We start from the raw sequence: 18,701 nt of genomic DNA on the forward strand, positions 1-18,701 counted from the left end.
CTTCACGCATTGGCGGATGCAGTTTTTCACAGAGGACTTCCCGGCCTAGCTACCGTTCAGTAACGTCCGGCCCCACAGGAGCGCGACCGGTGCCGGATGTGTCGAATGCCGACATGGCGGTCGTGCCCACCGGCGCCGACGATGGCAGCACCCGGGCCCGTGCGGGTGCGGATGAACCGGAGGTCACCGTGCAGGACATCCTCGAAGCGATCATGGCGGCGGAGGAATCGAACGATCCGGACCGCGAACTCGCCGGCCTCGCCGGGCTGCCCGTACCGGAGAGCTATCGGGGCGTGGTGGTCCGCGCCGAGGAAGCCCGGATGTTCGACGGCATGGCCACCCGGGACAAGGACCCACGCAAGGCGCTGCACGTGCAGGAGGTGCCGACGCCGGAGCTGGCGCCGGGCGAGGCGCTGATCGCGGTGATGGCCAGCGCGATCAACTACAACACGGTGTGGACCAGCATCTTCGAGCCGCTGCCCACCTTCAAGTTCCTGGAGCGCTACGGCCGGGTCTCCGAGCTGACCCGCCGGCACGACCTGCCGTACCACGTGGTCGGCTCGGACGCGGCGGGCGTGGTGCTGCGCACCGGCCCCGGGGTGACCCGCTGGGCCCCCGGCGACGAGGTGGTCGCGCACTGCCTCTCCGTCGAGCTGGAGGACGCGGCCGGGCACGACGACACAATGCTCGACCCGCAGCAGCGGATCTGGGGCTTCGAGACCAACTTCGGCGGGCTGGCCGAACTGGCGGTGGTCAAGGCCAACCAGCTGATGCCCAAGCCGCGGCACCTGAGCTGGGAGGAGGCGGCCAGCCCCGGGCTGGTCAACTCCACCGCGTACCGACAGCTCGTCTCCCACCACGGCGCCAACATGAAGCAGGGTGACGTGGTGCTGATCTGGGGCGCGTCCGGCGGCCTCGGCGGGTACGCCACCCAGATGGCACTCAACGGCGGCGCGATCCCGGTCTGCGTGGTGTCCTCACCGGAGAAGGCCGAGCTGTGCCGCCGAATGGGCGCGGAGCTGGTCATCGACCGGGCCGCGGAGGGCTTCCGCTTCTGGAAGGACGAGGAGACCCAGGACCCGGACGAGTGGCGGCGCTTCGGCGAACGGATCCGCGAGCTGACCAGTGGCGAGGACCCGGACATCGTGTTCGAGCACCCGGGTCGGGAGACGTTCGGCGCCAGCGTCTACGTGGCCCGGCGCGGTGGGACCATCGTCACCTGCGCCTCCACGAGCGGCTTCCTGCACCAGTACGACAACCGCTACCTGTGGATGCACCTCAAGCGGATCGTCGGCAGCCACTTCGCCAACTACCACGAGGCGTGGCAGGCCAACCGCCTCGTCGCGCTCGGCAAGGTGCACCCGACGGTGTCGCGCACCTACCCGCTGGAGCAGACCGGCCAGGCCGCGTACGAGGTGCACCGCAACGCCCACCAGGGCAAGGTCGGCGTGCGCTGCCTCGCACCCACCGACGGGCTGGGCGTACGCGACGGAGAGTTGCGGGCCCGGCACGAGGACGCGATCAACCGGTTCCGGGGCCACTGACCGGTACCGCCGGTTGCCGGGTCCCGACCGGACGGTGGAACGCCGGTTGACCATTGCGCCGATCGCTCATTGTTCTTCCGCCCCCATTAGCGGATAAGCCACCCGGATCGAACAAAGGGCCTCGGGGTAACCCCGGGGCCCTTTTCCGCGTCACGCTGCGTGGCGTCCGACCCGCCAGGACCTGCCAAGATCGCCGATTGGTCCGACCTCGCCGATCGCGGGAGTTGACCATGTAATGAGGGCACGAAAGCTTCGCACCGCTCTTGCGAAGCACCCTGGGGCGTCTGCCAGTATGTCCCAATGCCCCAGCAGCAGTCCTCCCCTCTCGCGTTCTTCGATAACGCGAACTCGCAGCCAGATTTCACCGTTGGCCTGCGCGGCTACAACACCCATCAGGTCGACGACTTCCTCGGCCGGATGACCGCCGCGCTGACCCAGTCCGAGCAGGCCCGTGCCGAGGCCGAGCAGCGGATGAACGACGCCCAGCGTCGGCTCCGCCAGGCCGAGCAGCGCATGAGTGCGCTGGAGCAGAAGCTCACCGACACGAACAAGCAGCTCGAAGAGAACAGCCGGCCCACCCTCTCCGGGCTCGGGACGCGCGTTGAGCAGATCCTCCGGCTCGCCGAGGAGCAGGCCAACGACCACCGCAACGAGGCCAAGCGCGAGTCGGAGGGCATCCTCTCCGCCGCCCGCCTCGAGGCCCGCGAGATCACCGACAAGGCGCGTGCCGAGGCCGCCGCCATGAAGGCGAGCGCCGAGCGCGACGCGGGCAACCTGCGCACTGCCGCCGAGCGCGAGGCCGCCGAGGCCCGGGTGCAGGCCCGCCGCGAGGCCGACACGCTGCGCGCCGACGCCGACCGGGAGACCAAGCAGCTGCGTACGGTCACCGCGCACGAGGTGGCCGAGCTGAAGTCGACAGTCGAGCGGGAGGTCGCCACCCTGCGGGCCACCGCCGAGCGGGAGATCACCCAGCAGCGGGCGAAGGCTGCCCGCGAGGCTGAGGAGAAGCGCGCCGAGGCGACCAAGCTGCTCACCGATGCGCGGGACAAGCGCGACAAGGACCTTCAGGCCCTGGAGCTCCAGCTGGCCGAGCGGCGGGAGAAGGCCGAGCGCGAGGAGTCCGAGCGGCACGCCGCCCAGGTCGCGCAGACCCAGAAGATGGTCAGCGAGGCCGAGCAGCGTGCCCGGGCCGCGCAGGAGCGGGCCAAGGAGATCGAGCAGCGCGCCGAGGCGCGGCGGGTCGAGTCGGAGCGCAACGCCGCCGAGACGGTCGACAAGGCCAAGGCGCACTCGGAGAAGACCCTCAACGAGGCGAAGGCCGAGTCGCAGCGTCTGCTCACCGAGGCTCGCACCGAGGCGGAGCTGACCACGCAGGCCGCCCGCCGCGAGGTCGAGGACCTCACCCGGCAGAAGGACGCGGTCACCTCGCAGCTGGGTCAGATGCTCTCCGGGCTGGCCGGCATCGTGCCGGGAATGCCGGCGCAGGCCGCTCCGGCCGCCAAGCCGGAAGCCAAGAAGAACGAGGGTGGTCAGGAGCGGGTGCCCGCGGAGACCGCCGGCTGACGCGAGGCGCCAGCTCGGGGCATCGACGGCGCGAGGTGACACCGGGTAACCGGTGCCACCTCGCGCCGTATGCGTTTCCTAACCCCTGGTATTCGCTGACCGCAACGGAGTGAAGTAGCTCCCACAAGGGCCGTCCGTATCGCCCCAGCAGGGCCCGATGCGTGTGAGGATGGGGGCATGTCGCACGGCGAGGAACTGTTCGCTCTCGGCGGGGACGTGACGACGGAGCCCAGCTTCGAGTCCGCTCTGCGGGGGTACGAGAAGAAACAGGTCGACCGTTATGTCGCACGTGCTGAGCACGAGATCGCGACCCTCGCTTCCGAACGGGAACAGGCGTACACACAGATCCACAAGCTCGCCGGCCAGGTCGAGGTTCTCCAGCGCGACCTGACCCAGGTGCGCAAGCAGATGAACGTGGTCGACCGGGCGTCGTTCCGGCACCTCGGCCCGCGGGTCGAGTCGATCCTCACGCTCGCCGAGGAGCAGGCCGAGCAGATCCTCACCGACGCGAACGGGGAGATCGAAGCCCGTCGTGCCGCTGCCGAGCACATCATCGAGGAGGCCCGCGAGCAGGCCGCGCGGGCGCTGAAGGACTTTGAGATCGCCCTCGCCGCCCGACGCGCGGAGGAGGAGCGGCACAGCGCCGCCCAGCGGGCCGAGGCGGACGCGACCCTGCGGTCGGCAAAGGACGAGTCGGCGCAGTTGCGCAAGGCCGCGCAGGACGCGCTGGCGAAGGCCCAGCAGGAGGCCACCCAGCTGCGGGATTCCGCCAAGGAGATCCACACCCGGGCCCAGCAGGAAGCCACCAAGCTGCGCGAGACGGCCCGCGAGACGCTGGCCAACGCCCGGCAGGAGGCCGGCGATCTGCGCGACGCCGCCAAGGAGGTGCACGCCAAGGCGCTCCAAGAGGCCAAGCGGCTCACCGACACGGCGACCGAAGCTGGCCGTGCCACCCACGCCAAGGTGCAGCAGGAGGCCAAGCAGATCATCGACGACGCGTCGATGGCCGGTCGGGCCACCCGCGCCAAGGCACAGCAGGAGGCCGAGCGGCTGACGACGCAGGCCACCGAGTCGGCGAAGCGCAGCCGGGCCGAGACCGAGGCGTACGTGCAGCGGATGCGCACCGAGACCGAGGCGTACGTGCAGCACACCCGAGCGCAGACCCAGCAGGAGCTGGGCGCGTGGCGGGCCGGGGTGGAGCAGGAGGTCAACTCCCGTCGGGAGGCGGCCGACCGGGAGTTGGCGCAGCGACGGTCCGCGGCCGAGCAGGAGTTCGCCAAGCGCCGCGACGAGCTGGACAAGCAGCACGCGGCGCGCCAGCAGGAGCTGGAGGCCGGGTTCGCCAGCAGTCAGCAGGAGCTGGAGAGCGGGTTCACCACTCGCCGCGACGAGCTGGAGGCCGAATACTCTGGTCGCAAGGACGAGCTGGAGACCGAGTACACGGCTCGCAAGAACGAGATCGAGCAGGGGGCGGCCGGCGTCCGTCAGGCGGCCGAGCAGGACGCGGCGGCGCTACGTCAGCGGTCCGAGGCGGAGGCCGCCGAGCTGTTGAGCCGGGCCGAGACCGAGGCCGGCGACAAACGCCGCAAGGCCGACGAGCATGTCGCGGCGTCCCGCCGGCAGTTCGAGGAGTACGCGGCCACCACGCAGCAGCACCTGGCCACCACCCAGCAGCACCTGGCGGCGACCCAGCAGGAGTCGGCGGCGGGCCGGCAGCAGTTGGCCCAGGTGATGTTGGAGATCGCCCAGGCCCAGCAGCAGCTGGCGGATCTGCGGCAGGAGACCTGGAAGGCCCGGCAGGAGTCCGACGAGCTTCAGCGTCAGATGTCCGAGCTGCGGTTGCAGAGTGTCGCCGGCCCGATCGACGGCCCGACGGCGCCGGCCGGCGAGGACGGTGCGAGCGGCGGCGTGCCCACTGGTGGGGACGACGGCGTGAGCGTTGCCGCCGGCACGGCCGCCGGGTCGGGTACGGGCACCGGGCTGAAGACGGAGCCCACCGACACCAGGCAACCGGTGAACGCGGGCGCGGAGGAGTCCGGGCAGTCCACGACGCGGCCGGTGGCCGAGCCGATGACCACTGTGGACGGTGGCACGGCGAGCGCCGGGGTGGACGGGGAGCCGACAGTGGCCGCCGTTCCGGGCGAGGGTGGCCGGGGCGCCAAGCCCACCAAGATCACTAGCACCGGCGAGAACGGCAAGCGACCCACCAAGCCGACCACCGACGAGCGCAGCGCCAAGCCCAGCAAGGTCACCATCGAGAAGGAGTGACGGGCACACGCCTGTCGAGGCTTCGAAATCTTGGACACTTTCCGTCAGCGAATGACGGAAAGTGTCCAAGATTCATTTCTGCGCCGGACGGCGCAGGGTCGGGGTGGGGGTCCAGCCGGCTGCGATGAGGGCACGGCGGACGGTCTCGGCGACCTCGTCCGGGCGAGCGCGGACCAGCCAGGCCGGAAAACGCAGGATTCGATCGCCGCTGGTCCAGACGTCGTTCTGCCGACGCATGTCGGCCGCCCACTGCTTGGCGTCCATGTGGTGTGCGCCGTCGACCTCCACCTGCACCCGCCACTCCCGCCAGTACGCGTCCAGCCAGCGGTTCCGGCCGGCCGCGTCGACCCGCTGTTCCTGAAGGTCGGGGGCGGGTAGCCGGTGCCGGCGGCACAGCCGCAGGAAGTCGATCTCGGAGAGCGCCTGCGCACCGCCAGCGATGTCGCTGATGGTCTGCCCGATCAGCCGCCGACGGGGAGCCCGAGGGAGAACGTCGAGCACCGCCTGCAACTCCTCGGGCAGCACCCGGCGTTGCTGGCAACCCGCGGCCAGCACCGACTGTGCCTCGTCCACGCCGGCCGCCCAGCCCGCCGCGTCAGCCAGAGCACGTGCCGTCGTGGTACGCGGTGGGCGGGCACGTTGGAGATGGGCCTCGGGGAGGACCGTGGTGCGGTGGACCAGGACGGCGGGCATGTCGATCGGAAGTCGACGCAGACTGGTCCGCGCAGCACGGCGGGCTGCCGGCACCAGCACGTGCAGCGGCTCCCGCCGCAGTCCCCGTACCCCGGCTTCGGCGGCGGCGGACACCCCGGCCAGCACCGCCCCCGGCCCGGCCGCCAGCACCGCCACCCAGAGCTGCTGGTCGCGTGTGAGTCGGCCGTTGCCGGCCAGCAGGATCCCGCGACAGATCGCCCGCCACCGACCGGAGCGGATCCGGCCCCGCACCGCTCCCTCGGTGAGCAACCCGGCGACCTGCGCTGTGGTCAGCACGCCCGCCTGCTCGAAGGCGAGCCAGTCGAGTGCGTCGGCGTCATCGGCGGGCAGCATCCGGACAGCTTTCGCCGTTACGCGCCGCCTCACCACCAGATCTTGGACAGTTTCCGTTAGGGCCTAACGGAAACTGTCCAAGATCTGCACGGATGCGGCAGGGTCTAGCCGACGTCCGGGGGTAGGCGGGGCACATGGAGCATCAGATTGACGGTCTCGTGGTCGATGGCGACCATGAGGTGGCTACGCTGCTGGCGCGCTGGGAGATGATCAGAAACGGCGCATTGTCCCGCCGCCAGTCGATCGAGCTGATGAAGGAAGTTGTGACCTCATGGACCTGACCGGCGCGCTCTGGCGCACGTCCAGCCGTAGCGGCAACGGTGAGTGTGTCGAGGTGGCGGACAACCTGCCCGGGGCCGTGGGGGTGCGCGACAGTAAGGACCCGACCGGTCCGGTGCTGGTGTTCGCGCCTGCCGCGTGGCGGGCGTTCGTGGCCGTCGCCCGTCAGCCGACGGCCTGAGCCGGGAGGTTTCTGGTGCCACAGCACGACCCGTCCGGCGACGACCCGACCGTGACTCCCGGTCCCCCGCCAGCCGAGAACCCGCAGCCGGCGGAGACGACACAGCAGGCAGAGGCACCACCGCCGGTGCCGGTCCCCGCCCCGGGGGTCGACCCGGACGAGCCGCCGGCGGTCCCGTCCGGAAAGTTCGGCACACCGGGGCGGCCACTGCGCCGCAGCAGCTTCCTGCTCGGCTTCACCGGTGCGCTGGGCGTGCTGCTGGCGTACACCCTCTATCTGGGGATTCGCAATGCCGGCGGCATCCTCGTGCTGGTGGTGATCGCGCTCTTCCTCGCGGTCGGCCTCAACCCGGCGGTGGTCCGACTGGGCCGCTGGGGTGTGCCGCACGGCCTGGCGGTGGCGGGAGTCGCCCTGACTGTGGTGCTGCTGCTCTGCGGCGGCATCGTGGCGCTGGTCCCGCCGATCGTCACCCAGTCGGGGCAGTTCATCGACCAGATCCCGAGCCTGCTCGACGAGTTGCGCCGCAACCCGACGGTCAATGACCTGGTGGAGCGGTACGACGTGGTGGAGCGGGTGCAGGGCGCGGCCAACGCGGAGACTGTCGGGCGGGCGCTCGGCGGGGTGCTGGGCGGCGCACAACTGATCTTCGGCACGGTCTTCCGGACGCTGACCGTGCTGGTGCTGACCATCTATTTCCTGGCCTACTTCGACAAGCTGCGCTCGCTGGGCTACTCGTTGGTGCCCCGGTCGCGCCGGCAGCGGGTGCAGTTGATCGGTGACGAGATCCTGGCCAAGGTGGGCGCGTACATGGTCGGCGCGCTGAGCATCGCGGTGCTGGCCGGCGCGACCACCTTCGTGTTCGCGCTGATCGTCGACCTGCCGTACCCGTTCGCGCTGGCCGTGGTGGTCGCGGTGACCGACCTGATCCCGCAGATCGGCGCCACCCTGGGCGCGGTGATCGTGAGCCTGGTCGGCTTCGCCGCCGACCTGCCCACAGGCATCGCCTGCGCGGTCTTCTTCCTGATCTACCAACAGGTGGAGAACTACCTCATCTACCCGAAGGTCATGCGGCGTTCGGTGGAGGTCAACGAGGTGGCCGCCCTGCTGGCCGCGCTGCTCGGAGTGGCGCTGCTGGGCGTGGTGGGCGCGCTGATCGCCATCCCCACTGTGGCCGCGCTGCAACTGATCCTGCGCGAGGTGGTGCTGCCCCGCCAGGAGCGCCGCTGAGCCTCAGCAGGCCGCACCGGCGGTCAGGCCGGGTCAGTCCGCCTTGGTGGCGGCCGGGCCGGGGACGGGGGTGTCGGCGAAGGCGGCCACCGTCCGGTCGGCGTACGCGCTGACGTCGCCGGCCTCCATCGGGCCGTCCCAGGTCGTCGGCAGCGGCACCTCGACGGCCGGGTTGACGCGCCGGACGATCTCGTCGAGCACCGTCTCCGCGTCGCCCACCCAGAGGTGCTTGGCACCCGGCACCCCGACCACCTCGGCCTGCGGCACGGCGGCGAACCGCTCCCGCGCCTCGGTGGGGCGCAGGTAGTCGTCGAACTCGGGCACCAGCGCCACCAGCGGGCGACCGGAGTTGGCCCAGGTGGCCAGGTCCTCCGGGGCGGAGTAGCGCAGCGGCGGGGAGAGCAGGATCGCCCCGGCGATCGTCGGGTCGCAGCCGTACTTCAGTGCCAGGTCGGTGCCGAACGACCAGCCGACGAGCCAGATGTTGGGCAGCTCGGCGAACTCCGCGTACTCGATGGCGGCGGCCACGTCGTACCGCTCGCCCACCGCGCCGTCGAAGGCCCCCTCGCTGGTGCCGCGCACGCTGCTGGTGCCCCGGGTGTTGAACCGCAGCACGGCCAGGTCGGCCAGCGCGGGCAGCCGCCAGGCCGCCTTGCGGAACACGTGGCTGTCCATCATTCCGCCGTGGGTGGGCAGCGGGTGCAGGCAGACCAGGGTGGCCACCGGCGGCCGGTCGGCCGGCAGTGCCAGCTCACCCACCAGCCGCAGACCGTCGGCGGTGTGCAGCTCGATGTCCTCCCGGCGGCCGGGCAAAATCGACGACGCGCGGATCGCTGTGCTCACCGCCCAAGTCTGTCGCGAAGTCGCCGCCACCGCCCGCCCAGGCACGAACAGGGTGACCCAGGTCGCTAACGGGCCGTTCGCTCAGTAGCGCGGGGCGCCCCGGCCGCGCTGCACCGCCGGGCCGCGCCGGTCCCGGGCACGCCAGCAGCCGCTGTGCCAGTGCCGCCGGTCGGTCAGGTCACCCAGGCCGTCCGCCGGCCAGGCCACCAGGTGCGCCACCCCGGGCGGGATCTCCTGGTTGCAACCGGGGCAGCGGTACGTCTTGACCGACGCCCCCGCGCCGATCCCGCGTACCTGCCAGGCACCGTCGGTCCACTGCTGCACCGAGGCGACGCCCTGACGAACCCGATCGGCGTCCAGGTTGGCGTTGTCGTCCCGGCGAGGGCGATTGCGACGGGGGCTCACAGTCACCAAGCGTACGTCCGGCGGGTGCGGCCGCCCGGGGCGGTCACCAGGTCGCGGGCCGGTCCAGGTGCTCGGCGACCTGCACCCCGCCCAGCACTGTCGCGGCGTCCTCCCCGGTGAAGCCCTTGTTCGGCCAGCCCCAACCGGCGGTGAGATGAGCCTTCGGTATGCCAAGTAGCTCCATCATGCCGCCCTGCGCGTAGCGGTAGGTCGGCCTGCCGGCCGCCGTCGCGTTGGGCTCCCTGCGCTCACCAGCGATGCTGCGCGCGTATTGAAGCCGCACCTCCATCGAGCGATCCCCCCGGGCGTTGACGATCAGCGAGACGTCCAGCGTGGCTGGGAGGTTGGCTACGTTGACCTCGCAGCCAGCCTTCCACGCCCCCGCCGGCAACGTCGTGAGCCGCACCGGAGCGCTGCATTGGTGCGCCACGTCCAGGCGGAGGGCGATCTTGGCCACCCGCAACGCCGCGTCGGTGGGTGCCTCCGTGCGCAGGCGGGCGAAGAGGCCGGGCACCGGCTGCCACCGCAGCACCCAGATCGGAACGGCGCCGCTCGTGGAGAGCCGATCCAGCTGACCATCGTAAGGAATGTCCGCCGGCTGCGGGATGAGCCTGTCGCCCTCCAGGTGGACCCCCTCGGCCACCGCGGCGCTGCGGGCGAGGTAGAAACTGACCGGCGCGGAGCCACCCAGATCGAGCTCGGCGCTTTCCAGGCCGGCCGCCGATCGCCAGCTCAGGTAGCGAGCGCGCACCGGGTCGACGCCGAAGTGCAGCAGATCGGGGTCCTTTCCGACCAGATCAGGTCGGGTCAGGGCGCCCGGCACCCCGGGCGCTGCCGCCGGGGTGGCCGCCCGGGTTGCCGGTTTCGCCCCCGTCCAGGGCACCTCCACGGGTAGCCCACCGCCGCCCGCCACCCCGAGGCCGAGCACCGCCGCCACTCCGAGCGCCGTCCCGCCCACCGCGGCCCGTCGCCGCGTCCGTCGGACCCGGCCCCGGGTAACCGCCCCGCTGGTCAGCTGGCCGATGTCGACGTGGCCCTCGGCGTGCTCCCGCAGGGTTGAGATGATCCGCTGGTCGAGGTCCGTCACTGTCGGCTCCCGTTGGTGGCGGGGGCACCGCAGCGCTCCCGGAGGTTGGCGAGCGCCCGCATCGCGTGGGTGCGGACGGTGACCGGCGAGCAGTCCAGGATCTGGGCGATTGTCGCGTCGTCCAGGTCCTCGTAGTAGCGCAGCACGAGGACCGCCCGCTGGCGGTCGGGCAGGCCGAGGATCAGCCGCCACATCTCGTCCCGGTCGGCGGCCTCGCCGCCGAGGTCGCCGCGGTGCGGCCGGTCCGCGAACGTGTCGATGGCCAGTTCGCGGTTGGACCGGCGGCGCCACCAGGAGATGTTGGCGTTGACGAGCATGCGGCGCACGTACACGTCGGGCCGGTCCGCCCGAGAGATCTTGCGCCACTGCACGTACGCCCGGGACAGCACGTCCTGGGTGAGGTCCTCGGCCCGGTGCTCGTCACCGGTCAGCAGCCGGGCGAGCCGAACGAGGGCCGGGCCGCGGCTGCCGACGTACTCCTCGAAGGTCACACCATGCAGACGCGTTCAACACCCGCAGGCGTTGACCCGTCAGCGGTGCGAGTGGTCACGGAAGCCGCGGCGGGTCTTGCGGCCCAGGTAGCCGGCGGTGACCAGGTGCTCCAGCAGCGGCGCGGGCGCGAAGCCAGGCTCGCGCAGTTCCAGGTACAGCTCGCGCTGGATGGCCAGGGAGACGTCCAACCCGACCACGTCGAGCAGTTCGAACGGGCCCATCGGGTAGCCACAGCCCAGCTTCATGGCGTGGTCGATGTCGTCGGCCGTGGAGTAGCTGGCCTCCAGCATCTTCACCGCGTCGTTCAGGTACGGGAAGAGCAGCGCGTTGACGATGAAGCCGGACCGGTCGCCGCAGACCACACCGGTCTTGCCGAGCGCGGCGCAGACGGCGCGGGCGGTGGCGGTGGCCTCCGGGGAGGTGCGGATGGTGCGGACGACCTCGACCAGCGGCATGACCGGCGCCGGGTTGAAGAAGTGCAGCCCCACCACGTCGGCCGGCCGATGGGTGGCCATCGCCACGTCGATCACCGGCAGCGACGAGGTGGTGGTGGCCAGCACCACGCCCGGCTTGCAGATCTCGTCGAGGCTGGCGAAGAGGGCCTTCTTGACGCTCAACTCCTCGACGACCGCCTCGACCACCAGGTCGACGTCGGCGAGATGGTCGAGCGTGGCGGACCAGCTGATCCGGCCCAGGGCGGCGTCCCGGTCGGCCTCGGCGAGCTTGCCGCGCACCACACCCTTGTTCAGCGAGGTCTTCACCGACTCGCAGACCTTCGCGGACTTCTCCATGCCGCGGGTCACCGACACGACCTCGTAGCCGGCCTTCGCGAAGACCTCGATGATCCCGGTGGCCATCGTTCCGGAGCCGACGACGCCGACCTTCGGGATGGCGCGCGCACCATCGGCGAGCGCACCGTCAGTGGCCAGCGGCGTCGCCTCATCCGGTACGACCACCGGGGAGCCGGGCCGCTCGTAGGTGTAGAAGCCCCGGCCCGACTTCCGGCCGAGCAGCCCCGCCGTCACCATCTGCTTGAGCAGCGGCACCGGGGCGTGCCGGCGGTCCCGCCCGCCGCGCCGGTACATGGTGTCCAGGATCTCGTACGCGGTGTCCAGGCCGATCAGGTCCATCAACGCCAGCGGACCCATCGGCAGGCCGCAGCCGAGCTTCATGGCGGCGTCGATGTCCTCCCGGGTCGCGTAGTGCGACTCGAACATGCCGACCGCGTGGTTGAGGTAGCCGAAGAGCAGCGCGTTGGCGATGAAGCCGGCCCGGTCGTTGATGGTGACGTCGACCTTGCCGAGCCGGGCGCAGAGCGCCTCCACGTCGGCGACCACCTCGGGTGCGGTGACGACAGTGCGGACCACCTCGACCAGCTTCATCACCGGGGCCGGGTTGAAGAAGTGGATGCCGATCACCTGGTTGGGTCGGCTGGTGGCGACCGAGATCTCGGTGACGCTCAACGACGAGGTGTTGGTGGCGAGGATCGTCTCCGGTCGGCAGACCCGGTCCAGTTCCGCGAAGATCCGCTGCTTGAGGTCCAGGTGCTCGGGCACCGCCTCGATGACCAGGTCGACGGAGTGCAGCGCGTCCAGCCCGACCGCGAAGTGCACCCGCTCGTGCAGGGCGTCGCGGTCCGCCTCGGCGAGCTTGCCCTTGGCGACCGCCCGGTCGGTGGAGCCCTTGAGGGTGGCCCGGCCGCGCTCCAGCGCCGGCGCGGAGATCTCCACGGCCACCACGTCGATGCCGTTGCGGGCGAAGACCTCGACGATGCCGGCACCCATGGTGCCCAGCCCCACCACGCCAACGGTGCTGAACTCGCGCGCCACGACCGGCCTCCCCAGAGACTCCGCACGGCCACTGAACGGCCGCTAAGGTTATGCGCGCGAGTCTGCCACGTGACGGTGAGTTGTCGAGACGCCGTGGCATATTTCACCCACGGCGCAGCAGTGCCGCTACGCGGCCGACAGGCTGGTCAGGGCCAGCAACTCCGCGACGAACTCCGCCGGGCGCTCCAGGTGCGGGCTGTGCCCGCAGCCGGGCAGCACCACCTCGTGGTACGCGCCGCCGGCCGCCGCGTACCGGTCGAGCACCGCCCGGGTCTGGCCGACCATCGGCTGCGGTGGGCAGGCGTCCGCGCCGGGCCAGCCGGGCACGAGATCCAGTGACCCCAGGTACGCCAGGTCGAAGAGCGAGGTGTCCGAGACGATGACGTCGACGTCTCCGCGTACCCAGGTGACCGGGGGTTTCTCGGCGACGGCCACCAGCTCGTCAGCGAGCTGGAACCAGGTCGGCGCGAGCGCGTTGAGCACCCCGCGCTCCCCCGGCGCGGTGCCCGGCCAGTTTTCCGACGGCACCGCCGTGCCCGGGTAGTTGTCGTCGCCGGTCGCGGTGGACAGCACGGTGTCCAGCAGCAGTTCCTCGTCGGTGCCCAGCGATGCGGGATCGGCCACATAGGTGGCTCGCAGCACGGCGCGCGGGCTGGCCGGGGCGTCCGTGCTCCGGTCGCCGGCCGTGAGGCGAGCGACGAAGTCCGGGTTCGCGGTGCCGGCACCGGTGCCGGCGAAGTCGGGGGTGGTCGGCGTGCCGGTGAGGTCGCGGGTGCCGCCGAAGCCGTACGGGGAGACCGGTGCGGCGAGCAGCAACGCACCCACCCGGTGCGGATGGTCGACCAGCAGGCGCATCGCCACTCCGCCGCCGAGGGAGTGGCCGACCACCACCGGGCGCGCGTCGGCGCCGAAGAGCGTCGGGTCGTCCAGCAGGGCGGCCACGTCGTCGGCGAAGTCCCGCAGGCCCCGGGTGGCGTCCACCGGGGCGGTAGCGGTGTCGCCGTACCCCCGCAGGTCGGGGGCGACCACCCGCAGCGTCGGTGGCAGACGGCGGACCAGCGGCTCCCAGAACAGCGCGGACGAGCAGTTGCCGTGGATCAGCAGCACCGGGATGCCGTCCGGCGGGCCGGCCACCCGTACCGCCTGGGTGATGCCGTTCGCCGTCACGGTCCGCTGCTCGGTCTCCATCCGCGGCATGCTGCCACGGGTGTCCCCGCCGGTCCAGGTGTCGGATCGCCACCCAACGGAGCTGGCCGGTGTGGCCGGCCCCCAGGAGATCAGCGACGCGACCCCGGTGGCGCGGCCAGCGGCAGCGGCAGCGTCGGTCGGACGTCACGCCGGGACGGGCCGAAGCTCAGCCCCACCGGGTCGGTGAGCGCCACCCCGGGGTCGAACAGGCGCAGCTCGGTACGGCCCAGCCGGATCACGTCGCCGTCGGAGAGTCGTTCCACCTCGGTGATCCGCCGGTCGTTGAGCCAGGTGCCGTTGGTGGAGCCCAGGTCCCGCAGGGACGGGCCCTCCGGTGCCAGCCACACCTCGGCGTGGCGACGGCTCAGGTGTGGGTCGTTGATGACCACCTGACCGGTCGGCGCTCGGCCGATCACCTGTATCTCGGCTCGCATGCGAAAGCTCGCTCCGCGCATCGGTCCACCCGCGACCGTCAGCAGCGGCATCAGTTCCGGATGTTCCTCCATAGACAGTCAGCCCTCCACCCCACACCGTCACTCCGCGCGTCAGCTTGCCATCAGACGGTAGTCGTCAATACCGACCGGCCGGTCAGCCTCTCGTCACCTCCCGGCCATCTGCCGTTCGACGATTCGGGCGGGCCGTACCCGTCACCAACACCCTGACCTGCACTGATCAACGATCGGCCGGGTTGGTGCGACGCCGGTCCCCCGGCCCCGAATCGGGGACCCTACCGGTGAGTAATCCTCGGGTCTAGACTTCCGCCATGACGGCAGTGCATATCCCGGGCGTTCCGGTCATCGACGCGGGCCAGTTGGTCTCCACCAGCCCGGCGACCGGCGCTGAGGCCGGTCGCCTCCCGGTCGCCACCGACGCCGACGTGCGGCAGGCCGTCGACAACGCCCGCGCCGCCGGCGAGTGGTGGGCCGGTCTCGGCTTCACCGGCCGCCGCCAGCGGATGCTGCGCTGGCGCGCCCTGCTCGCCAAGCGCATCGAGCAGTTGGCCGAGTTGGTGCACGTCGAGGGCGGCAAGCCGATCGCGGACGCCATCGTCGAGATCGTCACCGCGATCGAGCACATCGACTGGGCCGCCCGCAACGCCGGCCGCGTGCTCGGCCCACGCCGGGTGCGGTCCCGGCTCATCCTCGCCGAGTTCTCCGGGCACCTCGAATACCAGCCGTACGGAGTGGTCGGCGTGATCGGGCCGTGGAACTATCCGGTCTTCACGCCGATCGGCTCCGCCGCGTACGCCCTCGCCGCCGGCAACGCCGTGGTGCTCAAGCCGAGCGAGTACACGCCCGCCGTCGGCCAGTGGCTGGTGGACAGCTTCGCCGAGGTGGTGCCCGAGCAGCCGGTCTTCACCGCAGTGCACGGGCTGGGCGACGTGGGCGCCGCGCTGTGCCGCTCCGGCGTCAACAAGTTGGCCTTCACCGGCTCCACCGCCACCGCCCGCAAGGTGATGGGCGCCTGCGCCGAGACGCTGACCCCGGTGCTCATCGAGGGCGGCGGCAAGGACGCCATGATCGTGGACAGCGACGCCAACCTGGACGCGGCCGCCGAGGCGTGCGTCTGGGGCGGCATGACAAACGCCGGTCAGACCTGCATCGGCATCGAGCGGGTGTACGCGGTCGACGCCGTCTTCGACGCCTTCGTCGACAAGGTGGTGGCCCGCGCCGGTCAGCTGACGGTCGGGCCAGAGGGCACCGACATCGGCCCGATCACCATGCCCAAGCAGATCGACGTGATCCGCCGGCACATCGACGCCGCGATCACGTCCGGTGGGCGTGCAGTGCTCGGCGGCCCGAGCGCCGTGCAACCGCCGTACGTTCACCCCACAGTGCTGGTGGACGTCCCGGAGGAGTCGGCCGCCGTCCGTGAGGAGACCTTCGGCCCCACGCTGACCATCAGCCGGGTCCGCGACGCGGACGAGGCCGTCGCCCGGGCCAACGCCCTGTCGTACGGCCTCGGGGGTTCGGTCTTCGGCCGGCGGCGCGCGGTGGCCATCGCCCGGCGGCTGCGCTCCGGGATGGCCTCGATCAACTCCACGCTGACCTTCGCCGGCATGTCCACCCTGCCGTTCGGCGGTGTCGGCGACTCCGGCTTCGGGCGGATCCACGGGGAGGACGGCCTGCGTGAGTTCGGTCGGTCCAAGGCGATCACCCGACGTCGGGCCCGGTCGCTGCTGCCGTCGATGACCTTCGAACGTACCCCCGCCGACGTGGCCCGGCTCGTCAAGGCCATCAAGGTCATGTACGGGAGGTAAGTGTCGGATAACCGATCATCAACAAGGATCGGCGTATCCACATGTTTATACGCCGTGGTCACGGCGGTACATTGCGTTAAATGGGCCCCAATCGATTGCGCTACCGCCTTGTCGACAGTGACCAGTCGTGGGCCGCCCGCCGGCGTCGGCACCGCTCGGACTGGCTGGCGCGCACCTTCCCCGACATCGCCGACATGCACGTGGTCGACCTCGGCGGTCGGCTCGGCACCTGGCACCGCGCCACAGTGCGACCGGCCCGGGTGACAGTCGTCAACCTGGAGCAGCCGCCCGCGGTCGTCCCGGAATGGGCCCACGTCGAGCGGGCCGACGCCTGCGACCTGCCCGCGCACCTCACCAAGGGCAGCTACGACCTGGTCTTCTCGAACTCGGTGCTGGAGCATGTGGGCGGGCACGAACGCCGGATCCGCTTCGCCGCCGCCGCCCGCTCACTGGCCGACCGGCACTGGGTGCAGACGCCCTACCGCTACTTTCCCATCGAGCCACACTGGATCGCGCCGGGCATGCAGTTCCTGCCGGTACGACTGCGCACCGCGTTCGCCCGACGGTGGCCGTTGGGGCACAAGCCGACCCGCAGCCACGACGCCGCCATCCACCAGGTGCTCTGGACCGAGTTGTTGGACCGCTCGCAGATGCGTCACTACTTCCCCGACTCGACAATGCTGGTGGAGCGGGTGTTCGGTCTGCCGAAGTCTCTGATCGCGGTGCGCACCGGGTAGGCCGCCGGTCAGAAGAGGGTCAGCTCGTCCTTCACGATGCCGCGCAGCTTGTCGTAGTCCACGACCACACACCGGATGCCCCGGTCGGTGGCGAGCACCCGGGCCTGCGGCTTGATCTCCTGGGCGGCGAAGACTCCGACGACCGGGCTGAGCAGCGGGTCACGGTTCATCAGCTCGAGATAGCGGGTCAACTGCTCCACGCCGTCGATGTCGCCACGCCGCTTGACCTCGACGGCGACCGAGCCCGAGTTGGCATCCCGGCACAGCAGGTCGACCGGGCCGATCGCCGTCATGTACTCGCGGCGGACCAGCGTGAACCCCTCGCCCAGGACACCGGGGTTGGCGGCCAGCAACTCCTGCAGGTGCGCCTCCACCCCGTCCTTGCGCAGGCCCGGATCGACACCCAACTCGTACGAGGTGTCCTGGAAGATCTCCTCCAGGGTGATCCGCAGCTCCTCGCCAGCCTTGTTGACGACCCGCCACACACCGGGGGCCTCCTCCAACCGACACGGCGGGCTCATCCAGTTCAACGGCTTGTACGCCCGGTCGTCGGCGTGAATAGACACCGACCCGTCCGCCTTCACCATCAGCAACCGGGTGGCCAGCGGCAGGTGAGCCGAGAGCCGTCCGACATAGTCCACCGAGCACTTCGCAATGACCAACCGCACCCGACGAGGGTAGCCGAGCACCCACCGGTCGCCAGCGAGCGGCACTGGCGCGTCGATGCGATGCTGAGACCGTGTTCGAAGTCCTCACCGGCACCGGTCTCGCCGCCTCGGCGGGGCTGAACGCCTACATACCCCTGCTCATCCTCGGCCTGCTCGGCCGCTACACCGACCTGATCGACCTGCCCAGCGGCTGGACCTGGCTCGGCAACGGCTGGGTCATCCTCATCATGGCCGTACTGCTCGCCGTGGAGATGGTGGCGGACAAGGTGCCAGTGGTCGACCACATCAACGACGTGGTGCAGACAGTGGTCCGGCCCACCGCCGGTGGCCTGGCCTTCGGCGCCGGCTCCTCGTCGGAGACGGTGACGGTCAGCGACCCGGGGAGCTTCTTCTCGTCCCACCAGTGGGTGCCGGTCGTCACCGGCGTACTGCTGGCGTTGGGCGTGCACCTGCTCAAGTCCGCGGCCCGCCCGGTGATCAACGCGACGACCGCCGGGATCGGCGCCCCGGTCGCCAGCACCGCCGAGGACGCCACCAGCGTGGTGGTCTCCCTGGTGGCGATCATCCTGCCGGTTCTGGTGCTCGTCTTCCTGGTCGGCCTGGCGTTCTTCATCTTCTGGTTCGTCCGCCGTCGTTCCGAACGACGTCGCGAACGAGAGGCCGCCCGCGCCGCCGGCTTCCGCGTCTGAGGGGCGGGCGGGGCTCGCCATACCGGGGTTCCGGGGGTCGACAAAAGCCTAGGATCGGGGCAAGAGCCTAGAGGAGGTCGGCATGACCGCAGCGTTGGAGATGCCCCGAGTCCAGGAATGTGTGGTCGCCGCGTGCGCGTACAACCAGTCGGGTGACTGCCACGCCTTCGCGATCACCATCGGCAGCATGGATCACGCCCACTGCCACACCTTCGTCGAGTCGCCCGTCCGGGGCGGCGTGGAGAGCATGATCGCGCAGGTGGGCGCCTGCCAGCGCGCCGACTGCCGGCACAACGAGCAGCTGGAGTGCCACGCGGCGTCGATCAGGGTCGGCCCGGACAACGACATGGCCGACTGCATGACCTACGCCGGCCGCTGACCCACGTCGGCCGAC

General features: G+C 71.0%; 18 protein-coding genes and 1 pseudogene. 10 read left to right on the top strand and 9 right to left on the bottom strand.

From position 1 onward, the window contains the following. The first annotated feature begins 188 nt into the window (after positions 1–188). The 3 genes from ccrA (at position 189) to NIE79_RS04230 (ending at position 5,375) form a co-directional block, all read left to right on the top strand. Positions 189–1,544 (top strand): crotonyl-CoA carboxylase/reductase, encoded by a 1,356-nt coding sequence (ccrA, locus tag NIE79_RS04220; protein WP_238677326.1) that lies wholly within the window; start codon positions 189–191, stop codon positions 1,542–1,544. A 300-nt stretch (positions 1,545–1,844) separates the two neighbouring features. Next, positions 1,845–3,107: a DivIVA domain-containing protein gene (locus NIE79_RS04225; protein ID WP_238677291.1), complete on the top strand. Its 1,263-nt coding sequence runs from the start codon at positions 1,845–1,847 to the stop codon at positions 3,105–3,107. A 177-nt stretch (positions 3,108–3,284) separates the two neighbouring features. Continuing rightward, positions 3,285–5,375, top strand: coding sequence for a coiled-coil domain-containing protein (locus tag NIE79_RS04230; RefSeq protein ID WP_238677292.1), 2,091 nt, complete (start codon positions 3,285–3,287; stop codon positions 5,373–5,375). A gap of 72 nt (positions 5,376–5,447) precedes the next feature. On the opposite strand, the gene NIE79_RS04235 is transcribed toward NIE79_RS04230, so the two are convergent. Beyond that, positions 5,448–6,422, bottom strand: coding sequence for an endonuclease domain-containing protein (locus tag NIE79_RS04235; RefSeq protein WP_238677293.1), 975 nt, complete (start codon positions 6,420–6,422; stop codon positions 5,448–5,450). Between the two features lie 134 nt (positions 6,423–6,556). Here NIE79_RS04235 and NIE79_RS04240 point away from each other — a divergent pair. The 3 genes and pseudogenes from NIE79_RS04240 to NIE79_RS04250 form a co-directional block, all read left to right on the top strand. After that, a pseudogene (locus NIE79_RS04240) lies at positions 6,557–6,703 on the top strand (DNA-binding protein); the annotation flags it as partial. Further along, positions 6,694–6,882 (top strand): DUF397 domain-containing protein, encoded by a 189-nt coding sequence (locus tag NIE79_RS04245; RefSeq protein ID WP_238677294.1) that lies wholly within the window; start codon positions 6,694–6,696, stop codon positions 6,880–6,882. The pseudogene NIE79_RS04240 and the gene NIE79_RS04245, both read left to right, overlap by 10 nt. A 126-nt stretch (positions 6,883–7,008) precedes the next feature. Further along, positions 7,009–8,109: an AI-2E family transporter gene (locus NIE79_RS04250; protein ID WP_238677327.1), complete on the top strand. Its 1,101-nt coding sequence runs from the start codon at positions 7,009–7,011 to the stop codon at positions 8,107–8,109. Positions 8,110–8,142: 33 nt separating this feature from the next. Here the strand turns inward: NIE79_RS04250 and NIE79_RS04255 are convergent, their stop codons facing one another. The 7 genes from NIE79_RS04255 to NIE79_RS04285 form a co-directional block, all read right to left on the bottom strand. Then, positions 8,143–8,952, bottom strand: a complete 810-nt coding sequence (locus NIE79_RS04255) for an alpha/beta hydrolase (protein WP_238677295.1) — start codon at positions 8,950–8,952, stop codon at positions 8,143–8,145. 81 nt (positions 8,953–9,033) lie between these two features. Beyond that, complete coding sequence (locus NIE79_RS04260) at positions 9,034–9,357, bottom strand: Rv1322 family protein (protein ID WP_238677296.1); 324 nt, start codon at positions 9,355–9,357, stop codon at positions 9,034–9,036. A 43-nt stretch (positions 9,358–9,400) separates the two neighbouring features. Further along, a complete protein-coding gene (locus NIE79_RS04265) occupies positions 9,401–10,444 on the bottom strand; it encodes a hypothetical protein (RefSeq protein WP_238677297.1) in 1,044 nt (347 codons plus the stop codon). Beyond that, a complete protein-coding gene (locus NIE79_RS04270; RefSeq protein WP_238677298.1) occupies positions 10,441–10,935 on the bottom strand; it encodes a SigE family RNA polymerase sigma factor in 495 nt (164 codons plus the stop codon). Before NIE79_RS04270 ends, NIE79_RS04265 begins: the two co-directional genes overlap by 4 nt. Positions 10,936–10,974: 39 nt before the next feature. Further along, positions 10,975–12,765, bottom strand: coding sequence for a 3-hydroxyacyl-CoA dehydrogenase family protein (locus NIE79_RS04275; RefSeq protein ID WP_238677299.1), 1,791 nt, complete (start codon positions 12,763–12,765; stop codon positions 10,975–10,977). A 126-nt stretch (positions 12,766–12,891) separates the two neighbouring features. Further along, positions 12,892–13,962: an alpha/beta hydrolase gene (locus tag NIE79_RS04280; protein ID WP_372471410.1), complete on the bottom strand. Its 1,071-nt coding sequence runs from the start codon at positions 13,960–13,962 to the stop codon at positions 12,892–12,894. 80 nt (positions 13,963–14,042) lie between these two features. After that, complete coding sequence (locus NIE79_RS04285) at positions 14,043–14,459, bottom strand: FHA domain-containing protein (protein ID WP_091405846.1); 417 nt, start codon at positions 14,457–14,459, stop codon at positions 14,043–14,045. A gap of 257 nt (positions 14,460–14,716) precedes the next feature. Between NIE79_RS04285 and NIE79_RS04290 the strand changes: the two genes are divergently transcribed. Next, positions 14,717–16,213, top strand: coding sequence for an aldehyde dehydrogenase family protein (locus NIE79_RS04290; RefSeq protein ID WP_238677301.1), 1,497 nt, complete (start codon positions 14,717–14,719; stop codon positions 16,211–16,213). An 80-nt stretch (positions 16,214–16,293) separates the two neighbouring features. Then, a complete protein-coding gene (locus tag NIE79_RS04295; RefSeq protein WP_238677302.1) occupies positions 16,294–16,950 on the top strand; it encodes a methyltransferase domain-containing protein in 657 nt (218 codons plus the stop codon). An 8-nt stretch (positions 16,951–16,958) separates the two neighbouring features. Here NIE79_RS04295 and nucS read toward each other — a convergent pair whose 3' ends face one another. Beyond that, positions 16,959–17,618: an endonuclease NucS gene (gene nucS, locus NIE79_RS04300; protein WP_124773555.1), complete on the bottom strand. Its 660-nt coding sequence runs from the start codon at positions 17,616–17,618 to the stop codon at positions 16,959–16,961. A gap of 71 nt (positions 17,619–17,689) precedes the next feature. Between nucS and NIE79_RS04305 the strand changes: the two genes are divergently transcribed. Both NIE79_RS04305 and NIE79_RS04310 read left to right on the top strand, forming a co-directional pair. Continuing rightward, complete coding sequence (locus tag NIE79_RS04305; protein WP_238677303.1) at positions 17,690–18,307, top strand: DUF4126 domain-containing protein; 618 nt, start codon at positions 17,690–17,692, stop codon at positions 18,305–18,307. A gap of 82 nt (positions 18,308–18,389) precedes the next feature. Further along, positions 18,390–18,686: a DUF1540 domain-containing protein gene (locus NIE79_RS04310; protein ID WP_238677304.1), complete on the top strand. Its 297-nt coding sequence runs from the start codon at positions 18,390–18,392 to the stop codon at positions 18,684–18,686. The last annotated feature ends 15 nt before the right edge of the window (positions 18,687–18,701 follow it).

The sequence above is a fragment of the Micromonospora trifolii genome, from assembly GCF_022229005.1.
Taxonomy (GTDB): Bacteria; Actinomycetota; Actinomycetes; order Mycobacteriales; family Micromonosporaceae; genus Micromonospora; species Micromonospora trifolii.